At 65.9% G+C, this 19,421-nt stretch carries 15 protein-coding genes and 1 pseudogene; 5 read left to right on the top strand and 11 right to left on the bottom strand.

Annotation, left to right across the window (positions count from 1 at the left end):
- The first annotated feature begins 8 nt into the window (after nt 1-8).
- Nucleotides 9-866, top strand: a complete 858-nt coding sequence (locus UNPA324_RS29340) for an SDR family oxidoreductase (protein WP_128916126.1) — start codon at nt 9-11, stop codon at nt 864-866.
- Between the two features lie 300 nt (nt 867-1,166).
- Here UNPA324_RS29340 and UNPA324_RS29345 read toward each other — a convergent pair whose 3' ends face one another.
- On the bottom strand, nt 1,167-1,682 hold the full coding sequence (locus UNPA324_RS29345) for a YciE/YciF ferroxidase family protein (protein ID WP_141937401.1): 516 nt from the start codon (nt 1,680-1,682) through the stop codon (nt 1,167-1,169).
- 87 nt (nt 1,683-1,769) lie between these two features.
- Here UNPA324_RS29345 and UNPA324_RS29350 point away from each other — a divergent pair, with 87 nt between their 5' ends.
- On the top strand, nt 1,770-1,964 hold the full coding sequence (locus UNPA324_RS29350) for a hypothetical protein (protein WP_128916128.1): 195 nt from the start codon (nt 1,770-1,772) through the stop codon (nt 1,962-1,964).
- A 122-nt stretch (nt 1,965-2,086) separates the two neighbouring features.
- Entirely contained in the window at nt 2,087-2,269 is a 183-nt protein-coding gene (locus tag UNPA324_RS29355; RefSeq protein WP_128916129.1) for a hypothetical protein, read from the top strand.
- A 139-nt stretch (nt 2,270-2,408) separates the two neighbouring features.
- Here UNPA324_RS29355 and UNPA324_RS29360 read toward each other — a convergent pair whose 3' ends face one another.
- Nucleotides 2,409-2,759, bottom strand: coding sequence for a RidA family protein (locus UNPA324_RS29360; protein ID WP_141937403.1), 351 nt, complete (start codon nt 2,757-2,759; stop codon nt 2,409-2,411).
- 198 nt (nt 2,760-2,957) lie between these two features.
- On the opposite strand from UNPA324_RS29360, the gene UNPA324_RS29365 reads away from it, so the two are divergent.
- The gene (locus UNPA324_RS29365) at nt 2,958-5,279 is read left to right on the top strand and encodes a molybdopterin guanine dinucleotide-containing S/N-oxide reductase (RefSeq protein ID WP_141937405.1); all 2,322 of its coding nucleotides are present in this window, start codon (nt 2,958-2,960) and stop codon (nt 5,277-5,279) included.
- A gap of 274 nt (nt 5,280-5,553) precedes the next feature.
- Here UNPA324_RS29365 and UNPA324_RS29375 read toward each other — a convergent pair.
- Nucleotides 5,554-5,979: pseudogene (locus UNPA324_RS29375) on the bottom strand (helix-turn-helix domain-containing protein); the annotation flags it as partial.
- 331 nt (nt 5,980-6,310) lie between these two features.
- Entirely contained in the window at nt 6,311-7,018 is a 708-nt protein-coding gene (locus UNPA324_RS29380; RefSeq protein WP_128916131.1) for a hypothetical protein, read from the bottom strand.
- Nucleotides 7,019-7,358: 340 nt separating this feature from the next.
- Between UNPA324_RS29380 and msrA the strand changes: the two genes are divergently transcribed.
- Nucleotides 7,359-7,874: a peptide-methionine (S)-S-oxide reductase MsrA gene (msrA, locus tag UNPA324_RS29385; protein ID WP_141937408.1), complete on the top strand. Its 516-nt coding sequence runs from the start codon at nt 7,359-7,361 to the stop codon at nt 7,872-7,874.
- Nucleotides 7,875-7,890: 16 nt separating this feature from the next.
- Here the strand turns inward: msrA and UNPA324_RS29390 are convergent, their stop codons facing one another.
- The 7 genes from UNPA324_RS29390 to UNPA324_RS29420 all read right to left on the bottom strand — a co-directional run bounded on the left by UNPA324_RS29390 (nt 7,891) and on the right by UNPA324_RS29420 (nt 18,898).
- Nucleotides 7,891-10,734, bottom strand: coding sequence for an ATP-binding protein (locus UNPA324_RS29390; RefSeq protein WP_141937411.1), 2,844 nt, complete (start codon nt 10,732-10,734; stop codon nt 7,891-7,893).
- 157 nt (nt 10,735-10,891) lie between these two features.
- Nucleotides 10,892-12,046, bottom strand: coding sequence for an MFS transporter (locus UNPA324_RS29395; RefSeq protein WP_141937413.1), 1,155 nt, complete (start codon nt 12,044-12,046; stop codon nt 10,892-10,894).
- A 57-nt stretch (nt 12,047-12,103) separates the two neighbouring features.
- Nucleotides 12,104-13,435, bottom strand: coding sequence for an ATP-binding protein (locus UNPA324_RS29400; protein ID WP_141937415.1), 1,332 nt, complete (start codon nt 13,433-13,435; stop codon nt 12,104-12,106).
- Nucleotides 13,432-14,145, bottom strand: coding sequence for a response regulator (locus UNPA324_RS29405; RefSeq protein WP_141937417.1), 714 nt, complete (start codon nt 14,143-14,145; stop codon nt 13,432-13,434). Before UNPA324_RS29405 ends, UNPA324_RS29400 begins: the two co-directional genes overlap by 4 nt.
- Nucleotides 14,146-14,233: 88 nt before the next feature.
- Nucleotides 14,234-16,195, bottom strand: a complete 1,962-nt coding sequence (locus UNPA324_RS29410) for a MacB family efflux pump subunit (RefSeq protein ID WP_141937418.1) — start codon at nt 16,193-16,195, stop codon at nt 14,234-14,236.
- Between the two features lies 1 nt (nt 16,196).
- The gene (locus UNPA324_RS29415) at nt 16,197-17,426 is read right to left on the bottom strand and encodes an efflux RND transporter periplasmic adaptor subunit (protein ID WP_141937420.1); all 1,230 of its coding nucleotides are present in this window, start codon (nt 17,424-17,426) and stop codon (nt 16,197-16,199) included.
- Entirely contained in the window at nt 17,423-18,898 is a 1,476-nt protein-coding gene (locus tag UNPA324_RS29420; RefSeq protein ID WP_246667242.1) for an efflux transporter outer membrane subunit, read from the bottom strand. The genes UNPA324_RS29415 and UNPA324_RS29420 overlap by 4 nt, the downstream gene beginning before the upstream one ends.
- Nucleotides 18,899-19,421 lie beyond the last annotated feature (523 nt).

Below are 19,421 nucleotides of genomic sequence, written 5' to 3' on the forward strand. Positions count from 1 at the left end.
AGTTGTCCATGACCGATTATCCAAAGCCTCCCTTTCCGCCGCAGCAGCAACCGATGCCCGGTTCGACGCGGGCGATGCAGCCTCGGCCGGATCACGGCGAGGAGAGTTACAAGGGCGCCGGGCGCCTGGCCGGAAAAAGGGCGCTGATCACCGGAGGCGACAGCGGCATCGGCCGTGCGGTCGCGATCGCCTATGCGCGTGAAGGTGCCGACATCGTCGTCTCTTATTTGAACGAGGACGAGGATGCAGCCGAGGTCAAGGCGCTGGTGGAGCGGGAGGGACGCAAGGTCGTCCTCATTCCCGGCGACATCAGTAATCCCGATCACTGCCGGTCCATCGTGCGTCGCACCGTCGAAGAGTTCGGCGGCATCGATATCCTCGTCAACAATGCGGCGCATCAGGCCACGTTCAAGGACATCGGGGACATCAGCGACGAGGAATGGCAGCGCACGTTCGAGACCAACATCCACGCCATGTTCTATCTGACCAAGGCCGCGGTCCCTCATATGCGGCCGGGCGCTGCGATCATCAACACGGCGTCGGTGAACTCGGACATGCCAAACCCGAGCCTGCTGGCTTACGCCACGACCAAAGGGGCCATCCAGAATTTTACCGGCGGGCTTGCGCAGATGCTGGCCGAGAAGGGCATTCGGGTCAACGCCGTTGCCCCCGGTCCGATCTGGACGCCGCTCATACCCTCGACCATGTCGGAGGAAAGGGTCAAGAACTTCGGCAAGCAGGTCCCGATGCAGCGCGCCGGCCAGCCGGCCGAACTTGCAACCGCCTATGTCATGCTGGCCGATCCGCGCTCGAGCTACACCTCGGGGGCTACGCTCGCCGTCACCGGCGGCAAGCCGTTCATCTGATCGAACGTGCCTAGAGCGTGGTGAGATCCGAGCGCGCGCCTCTCCTTCGAGACGACCGCTTTGCGGCCTCCTCAGGATGAGGCTAAGCAGCATTCGTGACTTGTCGAAACGAGCGCCACGCCACTCAGTCCTCATCCTGAGGGCCCGCCAACGGCGGGCGTCTCGAAGGATGGCCACAGGCGTGATCGCTCCATACGCGACAGCCCTGCGGCGCGCAGGGACGATGCTTCGCATTCTGCACTAGCACGAGGATCGTGGCAGCGCCGGAGGCCGGGCCGCCAGTCTTGGTCGGCAGATCGATCAGGCGGCGTTGGAGGCCTTGGCGTTGACGCCCTTGCGAAGCGCCACGGTGTTCAGCTTGGTGTTGGCGGCCTTCTCTTCGTTCAAATTGGTGGTGAGGAAGCGCACGATGTCGTCGTGGCCGAGCTCTTCGGCCCAGGCGATCAGCGTGCCGTAGCGGCACATTTCATAGTGCTCCACAGCCTGCGCGTTGGCCACGATCGCGGCATCGAGCACGGCCTTGTCCTCGATCTCGCCGGCGGTCGCGTCGGTTTCCTCGATGAGGCCGTCGATGGCAGGACATTGCGTGCCGCTGGGCTCCTTGCCGAGCTTGGCGAACACCTTGTTGAGCCGTTCGACCTGCTTATTGGTCTCGTCCAGATGCGCTTTCAGGCCGGCGGCGAGATCCCGGTTGGTCGCCTTGTCGATCATCTTGGGCAGCGCTTTCAGGATCTGCTGCTCCGCGTAATAGATGTCCTGCAGGCCGTGCAGCAGCAGGTCTTCCATCGATTTGATATCCTTGGTGAAGAATCCCATAAACGACGCCTCCTTTTCACAATGATGGCAGTGGAACGCTGCGCGGCCGCAGCTGTTCCATTCCCGTGTGCAGACCAGGAGAGCCGAATGAACGATGGAATCGATCATCTTGCGGGCCTGCTCGGACGGGCCGCGATGGACGTGTGGGGCGACATGCCTCGCGACATCCAGGAAGCGCTGTTCGAGACTGCCATGAAGGGACGCGAGACCGAGCGCGAGGAGCTCGCTCGGCTGCTGCACGAGCGGCATCCGCGCACGCTTCATCCGGCCCGACCGGGATGATGCAGGGAAGCGGAACGATCGCGCGAGCTCATGATTGGTAAACTGACTGGTGCGTCGCCGAATGGCTCGAATGAAGCCGCGGCAGGCGCATCGCCAACCGTTGTCGAATCTGTGAGTTGATCGTGACTGAGGTGAACATCGGAAAATGGTACGACCCGATCTCGGAACGATGGATCGTGCCGCGCCAAGCGCACACCATCGCCGGATATGGTCAGTCCGGCGGCGAGAAGGTGCCGGAGGGGCGCCAGAAGGGCGAGGTGCAGCGGATCTGGCAGCTGCTGGTCGATTGCTGCGCGCGTGGATGATGCCGTTCCAAAGTCGGGCGCGCCCCGTGACCATGCATTGTGTCATCGCGCGATGACTGACTGCGAAGGCAACGGCGATTGGAGATGATGAGACCCTCTCGCGTCGTCGACGCAGCAAGCAGCGAATCCTTTGGTCGCACTATTGCATGGCAGCAATGGCGGTCATCTCGAGCTTGACGCCCGGACCGAGATCGGCCACGCCGATTGCGGCGCGAGCCGGCAGATCAACTTCTGCGAAGTGCGCTTTCCAGACCGCGTTGAACTCTGCCTTCTCCTTCAGATCTATCATGTAGATCGTCACCTGCAAGACGTTGGCTGGATCGGATCCGAGGGTCTTCAACAGCTGCGTCAATTGGGTGAGCACGTCCTTGGCCTGGCCCGACATATCGAGGCTGGTGTCCTCCGGGACGATGCCTCCGATGTAAAGCACGCCATTGTGCTCGACCACTTCGTGAAGCAGACCTTCGTACGGCAAATCGCGTTTGATCATGAGGGGTCCGTTGTCGCTATGAGAGAGCGGCATATCGCACATTTCTAGCGCTTTGTCTGCGAATCGCCGCCTGATCCGGCGATGGTTGCCATCCCTTGCGTGCGCACGACAGCCCGGCGTTTCTGTCGGCGCTGATCTCGGCGACATCCCGGCGCAGATCGGTATACTGCCGCCACGTGCCGGAACAAGGAACACACGATGGACGATACGATTGGCTTCCCGGACCCCGGTCTTGACCTGTCCGACGGCTTCAGGCCGCACACCTCGCATTGGGGCGTGTTTTCGGCGCGTCAGGGCGCGGCTGGCCTCGAGGTCAGGGCCTATGCGGGCGATCCCGATCCGAACGGCATCATCGACAATTTCCCCGGCGCGCTGCGCCACCAGGCCCGCATCGCTCAGCCGGCGATCCGCCGCGGCTGGCTCGAGCGCGGGCCGGGCCCCGACAATCGCCGCGGCCGCGACGAGTTCGTCCCGGTCAGCTGGGAGAAGGCGCTCGACTTGCTCGGCGACGAGCTCGGCCGCATCCGCGATACGCGCGGGCCGGGCGCCGTGTTCGGTGGGTCCTATGGCTGGTCGAGCGCGGGGCGTTTTCATCACGCCCAGAGCCAGGTGCATCGCTTCCTCAACATCGCGATGGGCGGCTACGTGCGCTCGGTGAATACCTACTCTTCGGGGGCGTCCTCGGTGCTGCTGCCGCAGATTCTGGCGGGCTACGAGGACATCACCAAGCGCAACGTCACCTGGGAGCAGATCGCGGCCGAGACCGAGATCGTGCTGGCCTTCGGCGGCATGGCGCTGAAGAACTCCATGGTGGCCGGCGGCTCGATCAGCAAGCACGTCGAGCGCTGCGCCATGGCGACGGCGCGCCGGCGAGGCTGCGAATTCGTCCTGGTCAGCCCGCTGCGTGACGACCTGCCGGTGGAAGCCGGCGCGGAATGGATGAGCTGCGTGCCCGGCACCGACACCGCGCTGATGCTCGGCATCGTCCACACGCTGGTCAGCGAAGGTCTGCACGACCAGGCCTTCCTCGATCGCTACACCGAGGGCTGGCCGGTCTTCCTGCGCTATCTCATGGGCGAAAGCGATGGCCAGCCCAAGCACGCCGACTGGGCCGCCGCGATCTCAGGCGTTGATGCCGGGACCATTCGAAAGCTGGCGCGACGGCTCGCCGGAAAGCGCGCGCTGATCACCGTCTCGCATTCGCTGCAGCGCGCCGAGCATGGCGAGCAACCGGTGTGGATGGGCATGGTGCTGGCGGCAGCCCTCGGCCAGATCGGCCTTCCCGGCGGCGGCTACGCCTATTCGTTAGGTGCGATCGGCTATTACGGCCGCCGCGTCAACGACGTGCCGGGGCCGACGCTCGGGCAGGGCCGCAACGGCGTCGCCGATTTCATTCCGGTGGCGCGCATCGCCGACATGCTGCTGGGTCCCGGCACGACCTATCGCTACAATGGCGAGACGCGCACCTATCCGGACATCCGCCTGGTCTATTGGGCCGGCGGCAATCCCTTCCATCATCACCAGGACATCAACCGCCTGCGCAAGGCCTTTGCGCAACTCGACACGTTCGTCGTGCACGAGCTGGCCTGGACCGCCACGGCGCGGCATGCCGACATCGTACTGCCCGCGACAATGACGCTCGAGCGTGAGGACATCGGCTATTCCACCAACGATCCCCTCATGGTCGCCATGCACCAGATCGCCGAACCGTTCGGGCTTGCACGCGACGATTACGATATCTTCGCCGATCTCGCCGAGCGCTTAGGGGCTCGCGAGCCCTTCACCGAGGGACGCACGTCGCGGCAATGGCTGGAGCATCTCTACGAGCCGACCCGCGCCTCGCTCGCGAAGCGTGGTCTGGAGGCCCCGAGTTTCGACGAATTCTGGGCGCGCGGCAGCCTGGTTGTGCCGCAGCAGCCCGATGACGGCGGCCGGCTGCGTCGCTTCCGTGAGGATCCCGTCAACCACGCCCTGCCGACGCCGAGCGGGCGCATCGAGATTTTCTCGGCCAAGATCGCGGCCCATGGCGATGCGGATTGTCCGGGACATCCGGTCTGGCTGGAGAAGACCGACATGCCGAAGCCGGGCTCGCCCTGCTTCCTCGTCGCCAACCAGCCGGTGACGCGCCTGCACAGCCAGCTCGATTTCGGCGGCCATTCGCTTGCCGCCAAGCATCGCGGCCGCGAGGTCGCGCGAATGAACCCGGTTGATGCGGACGCGCGCGGCATCAGGGATGGCGACATCATCCGCCTGTTCAACGCGCGCGGCGCCTGCCTTGCCGCGGTCCACGTCACCGACGGCATCGCGCCTGGCGTCGTGCAGCTTCCGACCGGCGCCTGGTACGATCCGATGGATCCCGAAGACGAGGCGCCGCTCTGCGTTCACGGCAATCCCAACGTGCTCACCCGCGACGTCGGCACCTCGTCCCTGGCGCAGGGCTGCACCGGTCAGCTGACGACGATCGAGGTGGAGAAGTTCACCGGCAATCTGCCGCCGATCCGCACGTTCGATCCGGCGTAGGGAGCGGCAGTATTGCGCCTTGCCCCGGACGCAGCGCAGCGCTGCGCTGCAGAGCCGGGGTCCATCTCTCCGCACTGGATGCAGTCGCCTTCTGGGTCCCGGCTCTGCGCCGCAACGCTCGCGCGCTGCGGCTTGACCGGGGACATGTAGGGCTGGATCTGACGCGACAACGCGCATCGCGCGCTAGGAAGAAGGGGCCGTCCTGTGTGGGCGCAGGACGGCCCCGAGAGGCTCGCAGGGCCGGGAGGAGGAGGGCGCGAGCCGGGCAGATCGATCATGCGGCAGCGCTGGCGATCCAGTTTCTCTCCGGAGAAGGACGGTGCGGTGGAGGCGCCCCGACCGCGCGCCGTTCGCCCTTGCTGGCGAGGCGCCAGCGCGCCGGGGACTCGCCGCTGATGCGCTTGAAGACGGTCGAAAAATGCGCCTGTGTGCTGAAGCCGACGGCCAGCGCGATCTCCGCCAATGGACGCTCTGTGGTCGCGAGCAGCGTCTTCGCATGCTCGGTCCGGCGACGGAGCAGATATTCGCGAGGACGGTAGCCGGTCGCGGCGCGGAACTGTGCCGCAAAATGCATCCTGGACAGGCCGGCGACATTGGCGAGCTCCGCCAGGCTGATGCAACGGCCGAAATGATCCGCGATATATTGCTCGACGCGCCGCAGCCGCCATTTCGGCAAGGCATTGACCCTGACGCGCGACAACGCCATTCCCGCACGTTGGCTTTCACGGGCGATGACCGGTGTTGGGCGAAGCACCTCGTGATCCCGCGCGCCGGCCGGACCGTCGGTATGCGCCGTCTGCAAATTGTTCGACATCGCTCATCCTCTCCTGGCTTTGCCGCGGTTTGCGACGCCCGGCAAACGCGCAAACCAATGCTTTCCATGGTCGGACGATAGGCGTGAGCCGGCCAGGACGCCCGTTAGGGGTGATGAGGTTCTGTTAGATTTTGTGCGACTGCGTCGGATGCGGCAGCTCGCCGCAGCAGCGCGCGGTGGCTGCTCGCAACACCGATCCACCCTCGAAGTCATCGCGCTATTCGAAGACGGCATCGAAAATCTCGACATCCATGAGCACGGGTTTGGCGATCACGGTTCCATCTGGCCGCAAGGTCTGGATGCGTCGAAGCGTTGGCACGACGATGCCGCCAAAACTGTCATGGGCCCAGGAGGAGTGCGCGATCTTCATCCCGAACAACTCGTGATCCGTGCGCCGCTGCAGGGCGCTCTCGTCGAAATAGAAGATCTGTTCGGGCGCGAGCGTGACGATGTGCGAGGGGAATCGCGCCCGCAGGCGCCGCCACGTTTCGGTACCCTCTCGCCAAGGCGGCAGCTCTTCCACCATGACGTCCTGATGGGCGAGCAGGAACGGGTTTGTCAGGTAGTTCCAGATCGCCGCGCCGCAGAAGAAAACGAGCTGCAGTTCGTCCGCAAGGGCAGGCGAGCTGAGTTCGCGGAATGTGAGGCTCGGGCTCCGCCAGGTTCGCAGGACTTCACCATCGAGGCTCTCGATGGTGACCGCGTCCGGCTGAAAGGAGCCGGAGTACGCGCCGCCGGTAATGCCGGTGAAGCGGACCGACTGCGTCCGGATCGTGCCCTCCGCGGTCACGTCCTTGAACTCGCTGGCATGTCCGGCAGTGGATAACAGCGACCCGCCAACGGAAAGGTGAAGCGTGAACCGGTTCAAGCTATTCCAGCGGGCCATTCCGCCGCTGGCATCGATCACATCATCAAGAAGCGCCATGTCCCGCCATATCCACCGTCCAGTGCCTTCACCATGGCGGGGCGTACGGGGCTTGGCGTGTTAGAAGTTGTTAGGACTTGCGAGCGGGCCCGTGACGTTACCTCATTGAGGATGCTCTCAATTCCGGGCGAAGCCAGGACGATTTGCGAAACTGGCACAGCCGACGCAGAATTGATCCGGCTGCCGGCCTCGCGCGTTGCCGATCCGGTCGAGATCGGGAACACTGAGGCCGTCCGGGCTTTGGTAGCGAGCGGACATCAATGACAATACCGAGCTCCCGCCCTGTGATCGCGAGCGGCAGGTTGAGGGCGGGCCGCTTAATGAACTGGGAGCACATCAGATGACGACAGAGCGCGCAGTTTTGGCCGGGGGCTGCTTCTGGGGCATGCAGGATCTGATCCGCAAGCAGCCGGGCGTGATCTCCACCCGCGTCGGCTACACCGGAGGGCACGTCAAGAACGCGACCTATCGCAATCACGAAGGACACGCCGAGGCGATCGAGATCATGTTCGATCCCGCAAGGACCAGCTTCCGGACCATGCTGGAGTTCTTCTTCCAGATCCACGATCCCACCACGCTCAATCGCCAGGGCAATGATCTCGGCACGAGCTATCGCTCCGCGATCTTCTATACCAGCGAAGAGCAGAAGCGGATCGCCGAAGACACCATCGCCGACGTCGAGGCGTCGGGCCTTTGGCCGGGCAAGGTGGTGACGGAGCTCGCCCCCGCTCGCGAATTCTGGGAGGCCGAGCCTGAGCATCAGGACTATCTCGAACGCTATCCGGACGGCTACACCTGCCACTTCATCCGGCCCGGCTGGAAGCTGCCGCGCCGCGCGGCCGCGGTGGGAGGGTAGATCGGGTCGCGGCCTGTCAGCCGCGCAATTGCGCTATCAGCTCGCGGGCCATGCGCATATCGGAGATATCGGATCCTTCGGCGAAGGATCCGGTGGCATCCTTCAGAACCGCCAGGGCGTCCGCGCGCTGGCCTGCGCCGATCAAGAGCCGCGAGAGACTAGTTGCACAGCGCAGCTGCCAGAAGCGGGCGCCCTGCCGGACGGCAATGTCGATCGCCTCGCGAAAGCGCGCCTCGGCGTCCCCCGAATGCCGCGCGCTTCTGAGCATCAATTCTCCCTTGATGCGGATCAGCTCCGGCAGATACCAGAGTTCCTGCCGGTCGTTGCAGCGGGCGAGGGCGTCCTCGATCACGTCGAGGCCACGGTCCACCTGGCCGGCCTCCAGGAAGCACGCGGCGAGCTCGCCGAGCAGCGGGAGAAAGCGCGGCAGGAAGCGCGCGTCGCCGGCGCGATTGAGCTCTTCGCGCAGCAACGGCAGGCCCGTCGCGACGTCGCCGCGCCTGGCCATGACTGCGGCGTTGAATGTCCGTGCCCAGAGGCCCCACAGCCGGATCGCATGGCGTTCGGTGTGCTCGAGCAGCTCGGTGCCGTGGCGCTCGGCGGCATCGAAATCGCCGGACCAGAATGCGATCGGGCAGGCGGCCTGTCCCAGCACGCTGCAGAATGTCAGCGCATGGCCGTTGGCACGGCCTTCCTCGATGTTGTTGGCGGCGAGCGCCTGGGCCTGATCGGCGAAGCCCTGCAGCCACAGGATCCGGGCCCGGAAATATTGCGTCGATATCCTGAGATCGAGCGGGAAGATTTTGGGCTTCTCGACCAACACATGCAGCGAGGCGTTCACCCGGTCGATCCGCTGGCGCGCCTCGTTCTGGTCCCCCAGATAATGCAGCGCGACGGCCATCAACCGGTCGCCCAGCATGAGATCGGTCTGATCCGATGAATTCGCCGCGGCGTTGGCAAAACGGTCGGCGAGCGCGCGGGCCTTGCCGAATTGCCCGTTGTTGAACTGGTCGATGCACAAGCCCCAGAGCGCGCGCAGCCGGAAATCCTTGTCGTCGAGGCTCTCGGCGAGCTCGAGCGTCGTCTCGAGGATCGGGCGCGCCTCGCGCGCGCGGCCCTCGCCATACATCAGCGACCAGCCGAGTGCCGAGAGCAACTGCATGCGGATGCGGTCGTCGTCGCGGTCGTCTCCGAGTGCCGCCAGCGCCGCTTTACAGCGCTCGCGGCATTCGGCGAACAGCGAAAGACGCACCCACAGCGTCACCGCAGTCGCCGTCAGCGCGATGCCGAGCCTCGCATCGCCGTCGGGCGTGAAGGCCCAGTCCAGCGCTGCGCGCACATTGTCCAGCTCGCCACCATAGGTGCTCAGCCATTCGGGAAGCGGCGTCGAATTGTCGGCCCCCGCGCGCTCGAAGAAGTCGCAAAAATGCTCGGCATGGCGCCGCGCGAACTGCCCGACTTCACCGAGCTCACGCAGCTTGCCGAGTGCGTAGGTGCGCGTGGTGTCGAGCAGGCGATAGCGCAGCGTCCGCGAACCGGATGGCGAGATCAGCGATTTGGCGACCAGGCTGTCGATCGCCGCCAGCGTCTCCGAGGTGCCAAGACCGTCGCCGGACGCGACCGCGGCGGCGGCCTCGGGCGCGAACGGCCCGGCGAACACCGACAATCGTCGCAAGGTGGCGCTTTCCGCCGGAGGCAGCAGGTCGTAGCTCCAGTCGAGGGCGGCGGCGAGCGTCTGGTGCCGCGGAACGGCCGTGCGCCGCCCGCGCCATTGCAGCGAAAAGCGGCTGTCGAGCAGGGAGGCCGTGCCGGCGATGCCATAGGCATTGACACGGCCCGCCGCGAGCTCGATCGCCAGCGCAATGCCGTCGAGGCGCCGGCAGATGTTGGCGACGAGTGGTGCCTCTTCGGCGCTGAGCTGGAACGGTCCGGAGCTCTGCGCGATGCGCTCGACGAAGAGCTGGGCGGCGGGATAGGCGAGGACCTCGGCGACGTCGAGGTCCTCGCGCTCGGGCGGACAATCCAGCGGAAACAGCCGGAAAATCCGTTCGCCTTCGCTGCGGAACGACTCGCGGCTGGTTGCGAGAACACGAAGCTGCGGTGCCTCGCGAACGAGGCGCTCCACGATCGGAGCCAGCGTGTCCAGCACATGCTCGCAACTGTCGAAGATCAGCAGGGCCGGTCCGGTCTTCAGAAATGTCAGGAACGCCGGGGTCGGATCCTCCGAGCTGACGGTCAGTCCGAGGACGGAGGCGATGGTGGTCGTGACATGGCTGGCGTCGCGTAGCGGACCGAAATCGACGAAGAAGACGCGGCCGCCGAAATCCGCCGAGCGGCGATGCCCGACCGTGACGGCGACGGCGGTCTTGCCGATGCCGCCTGGACCGACCACGGTCATGAAGCGATGGAGCGTCAGGTCGTGCGAGATCTTCTCGACGATCTCCTCGCGGCCGATCATCTTCGCGAGTGGAGCGGGCAGGGAGCGGGGAGGGGCGATTTCGACGGAGGCTGGCGCGACCTGCGGCGCCGCTTGAGCGAACGGGGCGACGAAGCAATAGCCACGGCCCGGCACGTTGAGGACATAGCGGGCCGACTTGCCGGTATCGCCGAGCACCTTGCGCAACGCTGCGACATGAAAGCGCAGGCTGCCCTCGTCGACATTCACGTCGGCCCAGATGCGCTTGACCAGCTCTCGCTTGTCGACGACTTCCCCGGCGCGCCCGGCAAGCAGGATGAGAATATCGAGCGCGCGGCCGCCGACATGAAGCGGCTCCCCCTCCTTCTCCAGGAGCCGGGACTTTGGAAACAGCCGAAATGGCCCGAATGAAATGACCGAGTCTTGAGTGTTGTGAGCTGGCACGTGCCATTGCCCCCGCGACGGGAGTCAAAAGGTATTTTATTCTGGTCTAGCAGAACGAGGCGTCCGGTAAACTGGCCGAAAGCCGCATGGCTGACAGACCTGCGTGGATGGCTTGGGCCGGCTGCGGCCAGAGAAATACCCCTTGAGACGGAAAGGGTTAGGTCGCCATGGTCTGAGGCGCCTTCCTTGTGACGATGCGCGCCGACAGCGTGACGAGGCCCATCAGCGCAGCGAGCAGCCAGAACGCCGTTGGCAATCCGGCAAGACGTGCGACAAAGCCGACGCCGGCAGGGCCAATCAGGATTCCTGCATAGCCTGCGGTCGTGATCGCCGCGACCGCGAGGCCCGTCGGCATCATTGTTTGCCGGGCCGCCCGGCGGAAAAGCACCGGCACGAGGTTGGACGCGCCGAGCCCGATCAGCAGGAATCCGGCGATGGCGACTGCCGCAACCGGCGCCGTGAGCAGGACCGCAAAACCCGCGATCGCAATTAGGCTGCCCCACAGCAATGTCGCGCGGTCCCCGATGCGCGCAACGACGGCGTCGCCGCCGAGCCGGCCCGCGGTCATCGCGATCGAGAACACGATGTAGCCGGCTCCGCCCTGCGCCTCGGTGACGAGACCCGCGCCGATCACGAGCAGCGCGCCCCAATCGAGCATCGCGCCCTCGACCAGGAAGGTGATGGCGCCGAGCAGGGCGAGCAGCAGCACCGATCCGTGCGGCAGCACGAACAGCGGACCGTCCTGCGCCTGCACGTTGCGGAGCAGGAGCGGCCAAGTCACGAGCATCGCGATCAGCATCAGGGCGGAGCAGATCAGCGTGCAGGCGAGCGTGCCGAATTGCAGCGAGAGCAGCGCCGTCATCAGCGCGGATCCGGCAAAGCCCCCGATGCTGAACAGCGCGTGGAAGCCGGACATCAGCGGGCGTCTCGCGGCGCGCTCCACCTCCACGGCATGGATGTTCATGGCGACGTCGATCGAGCCGAGCGCCGCGCCGAATGCGAACAGTGCCAGCGCCAGCGTTGCGGGCGAGCTTGCGATCGCGAGCAGGGGCAGGACCAGCGCCAGACCGAACCCGCCCGCTAGGATGATCGGCCTGCTGCCGTAGCGCGCGCTCACGATTCCCGTCAGCAGCATCGCGACGACGGAGCCGATACCGAGGCTGAGCAGGAGCAGTCCGAGCACGCCGTCATCGACGCCGAGCCGCGCCTTCGCGAACGGCACCAGCGGCGCCCAGCACGCGATGCCGAAGCCCGCGACGAGGAAGGCAAGCCGGGTCGCAAGGCGGGTCGAGGGCCGGTCGGCAGAAGACATGGAATCTCCGGGGGAAGCAGGGCAGGACGGCCGACAAGCCCGACAAATGCCGCAGCTTTATGTCCGAGGCGATTCTGCATTGTCGCGGGCAGCCCGCGCAAGCCGCAAGCGGACGCGCAGGCCCTTTGGCGCATTGTCGAGCAGCTCGAGCGTTCCGTCATGCGCGGTCACGATCGCCTGCGCGATCGAGAGGCCGAGACCAAATCCGGCCGTCTCGTCCATGGTGCGGGCTTCCTCGCCACGCACAAAGGGCTCCAGCATCGCCGCCTTGCTTTCGTCGGGAATGCCGGGCCCGTCGTCGGAGACGTCGATGACGAGCCGGTCCTCGACCGTCAGCAGCGCGACGTCGATTTGGGTTCCGAAGCGCGTTGCGTTCTCGACGAGGTTGGTGACCGCGCGGGTGATTTCGTCGGGCCGCAGGATGAAGGCGGCCTTGTCGGGGCCGGAATAGGTCACGGCAAATCCTGAATCCGAAAACTGCTCGCAAACCATTTGCAGCAGCGCCGCGACGTCCACCAGCGTCGGCTTGACCGGGCTTTCGCTGCGCAGGAGCGACAGCACCGATTCCAGCATCGACTGCATCTGGTCGAGGTCGCGCACGGTCTGCGTGCGTTGTGCCGGATCCTCGATATATTCCGAACGCAGCCGCAGACGCGTGATCGGCGTGCGCAGATCATGGCTGATGGCCGCCAGCATGCGGGTTCTGTCGTTCATCAGCGTGGTGATGCGATCGCGCATCCGGTTGAGCGCTCTCGCCGCGGACCTGATCTCCTCCGGTCCGGTCTCGGGCAGCGGCGCGGAGGACCGGCTCAGGCTGAAGTCCTCCGCCGCGCGCGCGAAGGCCGACAAGGGCGAGGAGAGCGCGCGGCCGGCCCAGACGCCGAGCAGCGTCAGGCTCGCCACGAGGAACAGCAGCGTCGAGGTCCAGAGGCCGCTGACGAAGGCCGGCATCTTGGGCGATCCGATCGTGGCTTCGAGCACCTCGTCGCCCGGAAGGTAGAACCAGACGCGCTCGTCGCCCGCGCCGCTGCCGCGAACGAGCTCGGCCCTGACCCCGAGCGCGGAAGGGATGGTCAGGGATGTTCGCATCGACTGCGGCGTGGGGGAGGCCGAGCCGCCTCCTCGCAATTGGAGCTTGAGCGCTGGAAAGGTTCGGCTGACGCTGTCGAGGACGAGCGCGCGCTCGGCTTTCGGCGTGTTGGCGACGATCCGCACGATCAGTTCGATCTGCTCCAGCGGCGTGTCCGCCAGCAGCTTTGGCTGGTTGAGGAGAAAATACCCGGCAATCAGGACATGGATCAGAATCAGCGATCCCAGGATCAAGGCGGCGATCTGGCCGCTGATCCGCCTGAAGCTGAACAGCGCGACGATATCGGCGGCGCGGCTCATGCTTCCTCCACCACCGGCGTGAAGACGTAACCGCCGATGCGGACGGTCTTGATCACGGAAGTGCCTTCCGTCCGGTCGAGCTTGCGGCGCAGCCGGCTGACCAGCACGTCGATGCTGCGGCCAAAGCCTCCGCCGGGACGACCGCGCGTCATGCTCAGCAGGTTGTCGCGGGTGAGAACGCGTCCTGCCCGCTCGCAGAAGGCCTGCAGCAGATCGAACTCGGCACTGGTCAGCGGCACCTGCGCGCCCTGCGGGTCGCGCAACTCGCGCAGGCGGAGATCGATGGTCCAGCCCTGGAATTTGAGACGCGCAGGGGCGGAGCCGGCGGCGAGGCCGCTCGATCGCCGGCGCAGCACCGCATTGATCCTGGCGAGAAGCTCGCGCGGGTTGAACGGCTTTGCCAGATAGTCGTCGGCGCCCATCTCGAGACCGAGGATCCGGTCGAGATCCTCGCCCTTCGCGGTGAGGATGATGACTGGTGTCGTGGCGTCCATCCGCAGGCGGCGGCAGAGGCTGAGGCCGTCCTCCCCCGGCAGCATCAGGTCGAGGACGATCAGGTCGACCCGTTCGTGGGAGAGATGGCGGTCCATCTCTTTGCCGTTCGCGACCGCGTCGACCGAGAAGTTGTGATCGTGCAGATAACGCGAGATGAGTTCGCGGGTCGGCTTGTCGTCCTCGACGATCAGGACGTTCGGGCTGCCGTTGGTCATGATTGAAATCGCATCGGGGGCGCCGATCGTTGGTCGATTTGCGGACGAATTTCCCGTACGAAGCACGATGGTCATGGCAATCCTAGGGTCAGTCGCGGCTCAGCGCCACCACGGGGTCGAGGAACGCGGCGCGGCGGGCGGGGAAGAAGCCGAAGGCGACCCCGATCCCGGTCGAGGTCAGGAACGCAGCCCCGATCGAGAACGTCGAATAGCTGACCTCGAACCCCGGCACGGCCAGGTTGATGGCGAAGCCGAGCAGCACCGCGACAAGAATGCCGGCGATGCCGCCGATGGACGAAATCAGGGTCGCCTCCACCAGGAACTGCTGGAGGATGTCGCTGCGTCTGGCGCCAACCGCCATGCGCACGCCGATCTCGCTGATCCGTTCCGACACGGAGACCAGCATGATGTTCATGACGCCAATACCGCCGACGACCAGCGAGATCACCGCGATCGCCGCCACCAGGAATGCCAGCGTCTGCGTCGTGCTGGTGATGGTGCGGCGGATGTCGTCGGTGTTGAGGATGACGAAATCCCTGGTGTTATGCCGCTGCGTCAGCAACGTCGTCACCGCGTCCTGCGCCAGATTGGTCGAGACATCGTCGCTGATCCGCAGCAGGATACTGCGCAGCGAACGATCGCCCGTGAACTGGGCCTGCACGGTGGTGTAAGGCAGGTAGACCGACAGGTTCTGGTTCGAGCCGAAGCCGCCCTGCTGCTGGGCGATCACGCCGACGATGCGGCACGGCACCTTGCCGAGCCAGATCACGCGCCCGATCCCGGAGGTCTGGTCGTCGGCGAAGAACGTCTTGCGGGTATTGTCGTCGATGACGGCCTGCCGCTCGATGTTGCGGATCGCGTCGGTGTCGAACAGGCGGCCCTTCGCGAGCTTGGCACCCTTGACCTGGAAATAGCTCTGACCGACGCCGTTCACCAGCACGTTGGACTCGTTGCCGCGATATCGCACCGTCGTGCTGGTCGAAACCGTCGGGGTGACCCCTGCAATGAAGGCCTGCCGGTCGAGCGCGCGGGCGTCGTCCAGCACCAGCGTCTTGATCTTGCTCGCCCGCGCGTCGCCGAAATCCTTGCCTGGAAACACCTCGATCGTGTTGGTGCCGAGGCTCGAAATGTCGGACAGCACCTTGCGCTGGGACGCGTTGCCGAGCGCCACCACGGACGACACCGCAGCGATGCCGATGATGATGCCGAGCATGGTGAGGAAGGCGCGCAGCCGGTGCGCGGCCATCGCCACCAGCGCCATCCGCGAGGCCTCGCGCAGGCGCCGCAAGGCGCCGGACCAGCCGGGGACGTCGTCCCACGGCTTCCGGGATACGGCGACAGGCGGCTCCGGAGCGTCCGTCGTCCCGGTGCGGCGATCGGAGACGATGTTACCGTCCCGCAGCTCGATGATGCGCTCGGCCCGTGCGGCGACGTCGGCATCGTGGGTGACGATGATGATCGTCCGCCCCTCGCGGTGCAACTCCTTCAGGATCTTCAGGACCTCCTCGCCGCTGCGCCGGTCGAGCGCGCCGGTGGGCTCGTCCGCGAGGATGACCTCGGCGCCGTTGATCAGCGCACGTGCGATCGAGACACGTTGCTGCTGGCCGCCCGAAAGCTGGTTCGGGCGATGGCCGCGCCGCTCGTTGACGCCGAGTCTTGCGAGCAACTGCTCGGCGCGCGCGCGGCGATCGCGGGCCTTCATCCCGGCATAGATCGCGGGGATCTCGACATTCTCGCCGGCCGAGAGGTCGCCGAGCAGATGATAGCGCTGGAAGATGAAACCGAAATGCTCGCGGCGCAGCGCTGCCAGCGCATCAGCATCGAGCTCGGAGACGTTCTGGCCGGCGACGCGATAGGCGCCGGATGTCGGGCGGTCGAGACACCCGAGGACATTGAGCAGCGTCGATTTGCCCGATCCGGACGAGCCGATGATCGCCACCATCTCGCCGGGCTGGATGCTCAGCGAGACATCGTCGAGCGCGATCACGCTGACGTCGCCGGCCGCGAACTCCCGCCGAACGTTTTCGAGTGCGATGATCGGATCGACCATGTCAGGGACCTCCGGGCGGCCCATCTGGCATGCCGCGCGATGCGGTCTGCTCGTTGGCCTCTCCGGTGACGACCCGCTCGCCCTCGTCAAGGCCGGACCTGATCTCGACTGTAGTGCGGTCATTGAGGCCGGTCTTGACCTCGCGCTCGCGCACGTCACCCGACGCGTCGAGGATGCGGACGGTGCTGCGGCCATCCGATTTGCGCATGACGGCGAGGGCGGGAACCACCTTCACGCGTTTCGCTTCGCCAGTGACGATGTGAACCTCGGCGGTCATGTAGGTTCGTAGCGAAAGCTGCTTGTTCGGGACGTTGAAGACGCCGATGTAATAGATCGCCGTGCTGGTCGAGCTCGACGAACTCGTGCTCGACGTCGAGCTGGTGGTGGTCGAGGAGAAGCTGGCGTCGCTCTTGATCGACTCGGGTGCCGGCTCGATCTGTTCCAGCCGGGCTTCATAGCGATGGTCCTGGTCGCCGAGGATGGTGAAGTAGAGCGATTGCCCCGGCTTGACCTTGACGATGTCGGCCTCGGAGATCTCCGCCCGTACCGTCATGGTCTCGAGTTGGCCGAGCACGACGATGGTCGGCGCGGACTGGACCGCGTTGACCGTCTGCCCTTCCTGCACCACGGTGGCAAGCACCGTGCCGTCGATCGGCGCGGTAATGCGGGTATAATCGAGGTTCACGCGCGCGGTCTCGACGCTGGCTTCCGCCCCCGCGATCAAGGCTTCGAGGGCGGCGATCTGGGCGCGGGTCTGCCGCACGGTCGCATCGGCGCTGTCGAAATCGCTGCGCGAGGTGGCGCGTTGCGCCAATGTCGCCTGCTGGCGCGCGAGGTTCGCCTCGGCCAGAACCAGGGTGGCCTCCTTCTCGACTTTCTGCGCACGGTAGTTCTTCAGCGACGCCTCGGAGTTGCGCAGATCGTTCTGCTTGGTGACGGGGTCGATCTGGGCGATGACGTCGCCGGCCTTGACCGCATCGCCGACGCGGACGTTGAGGGCGGTGATCCGGCCCGACACCTGTGCGCCGACCGCGGTCAGTCGGGCCGGCTTCAGCGTGCCGCTTGCGAGCACCTCCTCGCGCAGATCGCTGACGGCGACCGGCGCCGTGATGTAGGACTGCGCCTTGCTCGACGTTCCCGGAAAGCGCGTGGCCGCGACCACGCCGGTGGCCACGACGGCAATAATCGCCGCGGCGATCTTCAGGCGTTTGGCGGTGATGATCTCGGTCACTTCTGCGCCTCTCGCAAGTGAGGTCCCGTGTTGGTGTCCACGATGATCGGCCTCGACACGTCGACCGGATCGGACCAGCCGCCGCCGAGCGCCTTTGCCAGCGCAACGTAATCCTTGGCCGCCGACACCTTGCTCTGGATCAGCGAATCCTCGGCGGAATAAAGCGAACGTTCGGCGTCCAGGACGTCGATGAAGCTGGCGCTGCCGGTCTCGAACAGCGAGCGCGACAGCCGGGCGGCTTCGCGGTAGTTCTTGGTCGCTTCCGACAGCTTGGTGGCACGCACGCGTTCGCGCGAGAGCGAGACCAGGGCGTTCTCGACGTCTTCGAGTGCGGTGAGCAGGGTCGAATGGAATGTGGCGAACGCCTGGTCGCGTTGCGCCTCCGCAATCCTGACGGTGGCCAGGCGCTTGCCCGCGTCGAACACCGGCACGGTGATCGAGGGCCCCACCGACCAGCTCAGGCTCGAATATTTGGCGAGATCGCCGGCACGTATCGCGGAGGTGCCGACCGAACCGGTCAATGACACCGCCGGATAGCGGTCGGCCTCCGCTTGGCCGATCTTGGCGGTCGCCTGCGCCAGCTTGCGCTCGGCACTTGCAACATCGGGGCGGCTCATCAGGAGATCGGCGGGCAGTCCCGTGGGCAGGGGCATGCGCGGCGCCGGCACGGGCGCGGACCGTGCTAGCAACGAGGCGACGCCGTCGGGCGGCCGCCCGAGCAGGATTGCGAGCCGGTGAATGTCGGCCGCGAGCGCCGCCTGATAGGTCGGAACGTTGGCTTCCGTGCTCGCGGCTTGCGCAGTGGCTTTGGCGAGATCGACCGCGTTGCCGCTGCCGGCTTCGTATTTGCTGCGGGTGAGCTTTTCGGTGTCGCGCTGCGAGACCGCGGTCCGCTGCGCCAGCGCGATCCGCGCCTGATAGCCGCGCGCCTCCACGTAATAGGCGGCGACGTCGCCGATCAGCGTGACGAGGCTGTTGCGCAGATCCTCCTCGGCGGATTGCGTGCTGCGCAGCGCCGCCTCGATGCCCCGCTGCGTGCCGCCGAACAGGTCGAGCTCCCAGCTCGAATCGAAGCTGGCCTGGTGAAGCGAGTAGGGCGCGCTGTCGACGAGGACGGACGAGGAGCCGGCGCTGGTCTTGTTGTTCGTCACCGAGGCCGTGCCGCTCACTGACGGAAACAGACCTGCCGCCGTCTGTTGCAGCGTGGCGCGCGCCTCGCGCACGACGGCTTTTGCCTTCGCGACGTCGGGATTGGCTTCGACGGCCTCTTCGATCAGTCGGTTGAGCAGGGGATCGCGCAAGCGCAGCCACCAGCGATCAAGCCTGCCGGCGTCCCGATGCGGGGCGGTGCTGGTGCTCCAGTGCGAGGGCAAGGCGAGCCTGGGCGGGCCGGCATAATCCGGGCCGACCGCGCAGCCAGCCAAGGCGCTGCCCAGCATCAGCGCGGCGCAGGCCCATCCGGCGCGCGACATGGGGCTGCGCAACGGCGCGGGCTTTGGACGATGAGCCTCCTTGGCAGATGGCAGGGGACTTGCGACGAACACGTAGGGCGGCATCAAATCGGCTGAAATCCATAGACCTCGGTCCGGGGGAGATTCGCTGGTCCTCTGGGAAGGGTGAGGCGACCGCCACTAGCCGGCCGATCGTGGCCTTTCGGCAGCCGGAATGTTGCTGAATGTAAACAGGTGTTGCCGGACGTCTCGGCGCGGCCGAAGAGCAGATGCTTGGTAGCCCGTACCCGGATGGGCGGAGCGACATCCGGGGGCGCTCGCTCGACATCTCGCGCTGTCCCGGATGTCGCTGCGCTCATCCGGGCTACAGCACCTTGCTGTGTCGCTCCGCTGTCAACCCACCTGTACAAAAAGATTCCACTTTACCGAAATTCGGTTTTAGCGTATGTGTCGACCATCCCGGTTCACCAAGAGGGGCGATCATGTGTCGTCACGTTCGCGAGCCGGGCTTGCGGTGGACGCGGCAGCGTCGGCACGAGATGGG

Origin of the sequence: Bradyrhizobium sp. UNPA324 (assembly GCF_006658635.1) — a bacterium.
GTDB lineage: Bacteria > Pseudomonadota > Alphaproteobacteria > Rhizobiales > Xanthobacteraceae > Bradyrhizobium > Bradyrhizobium nanningense.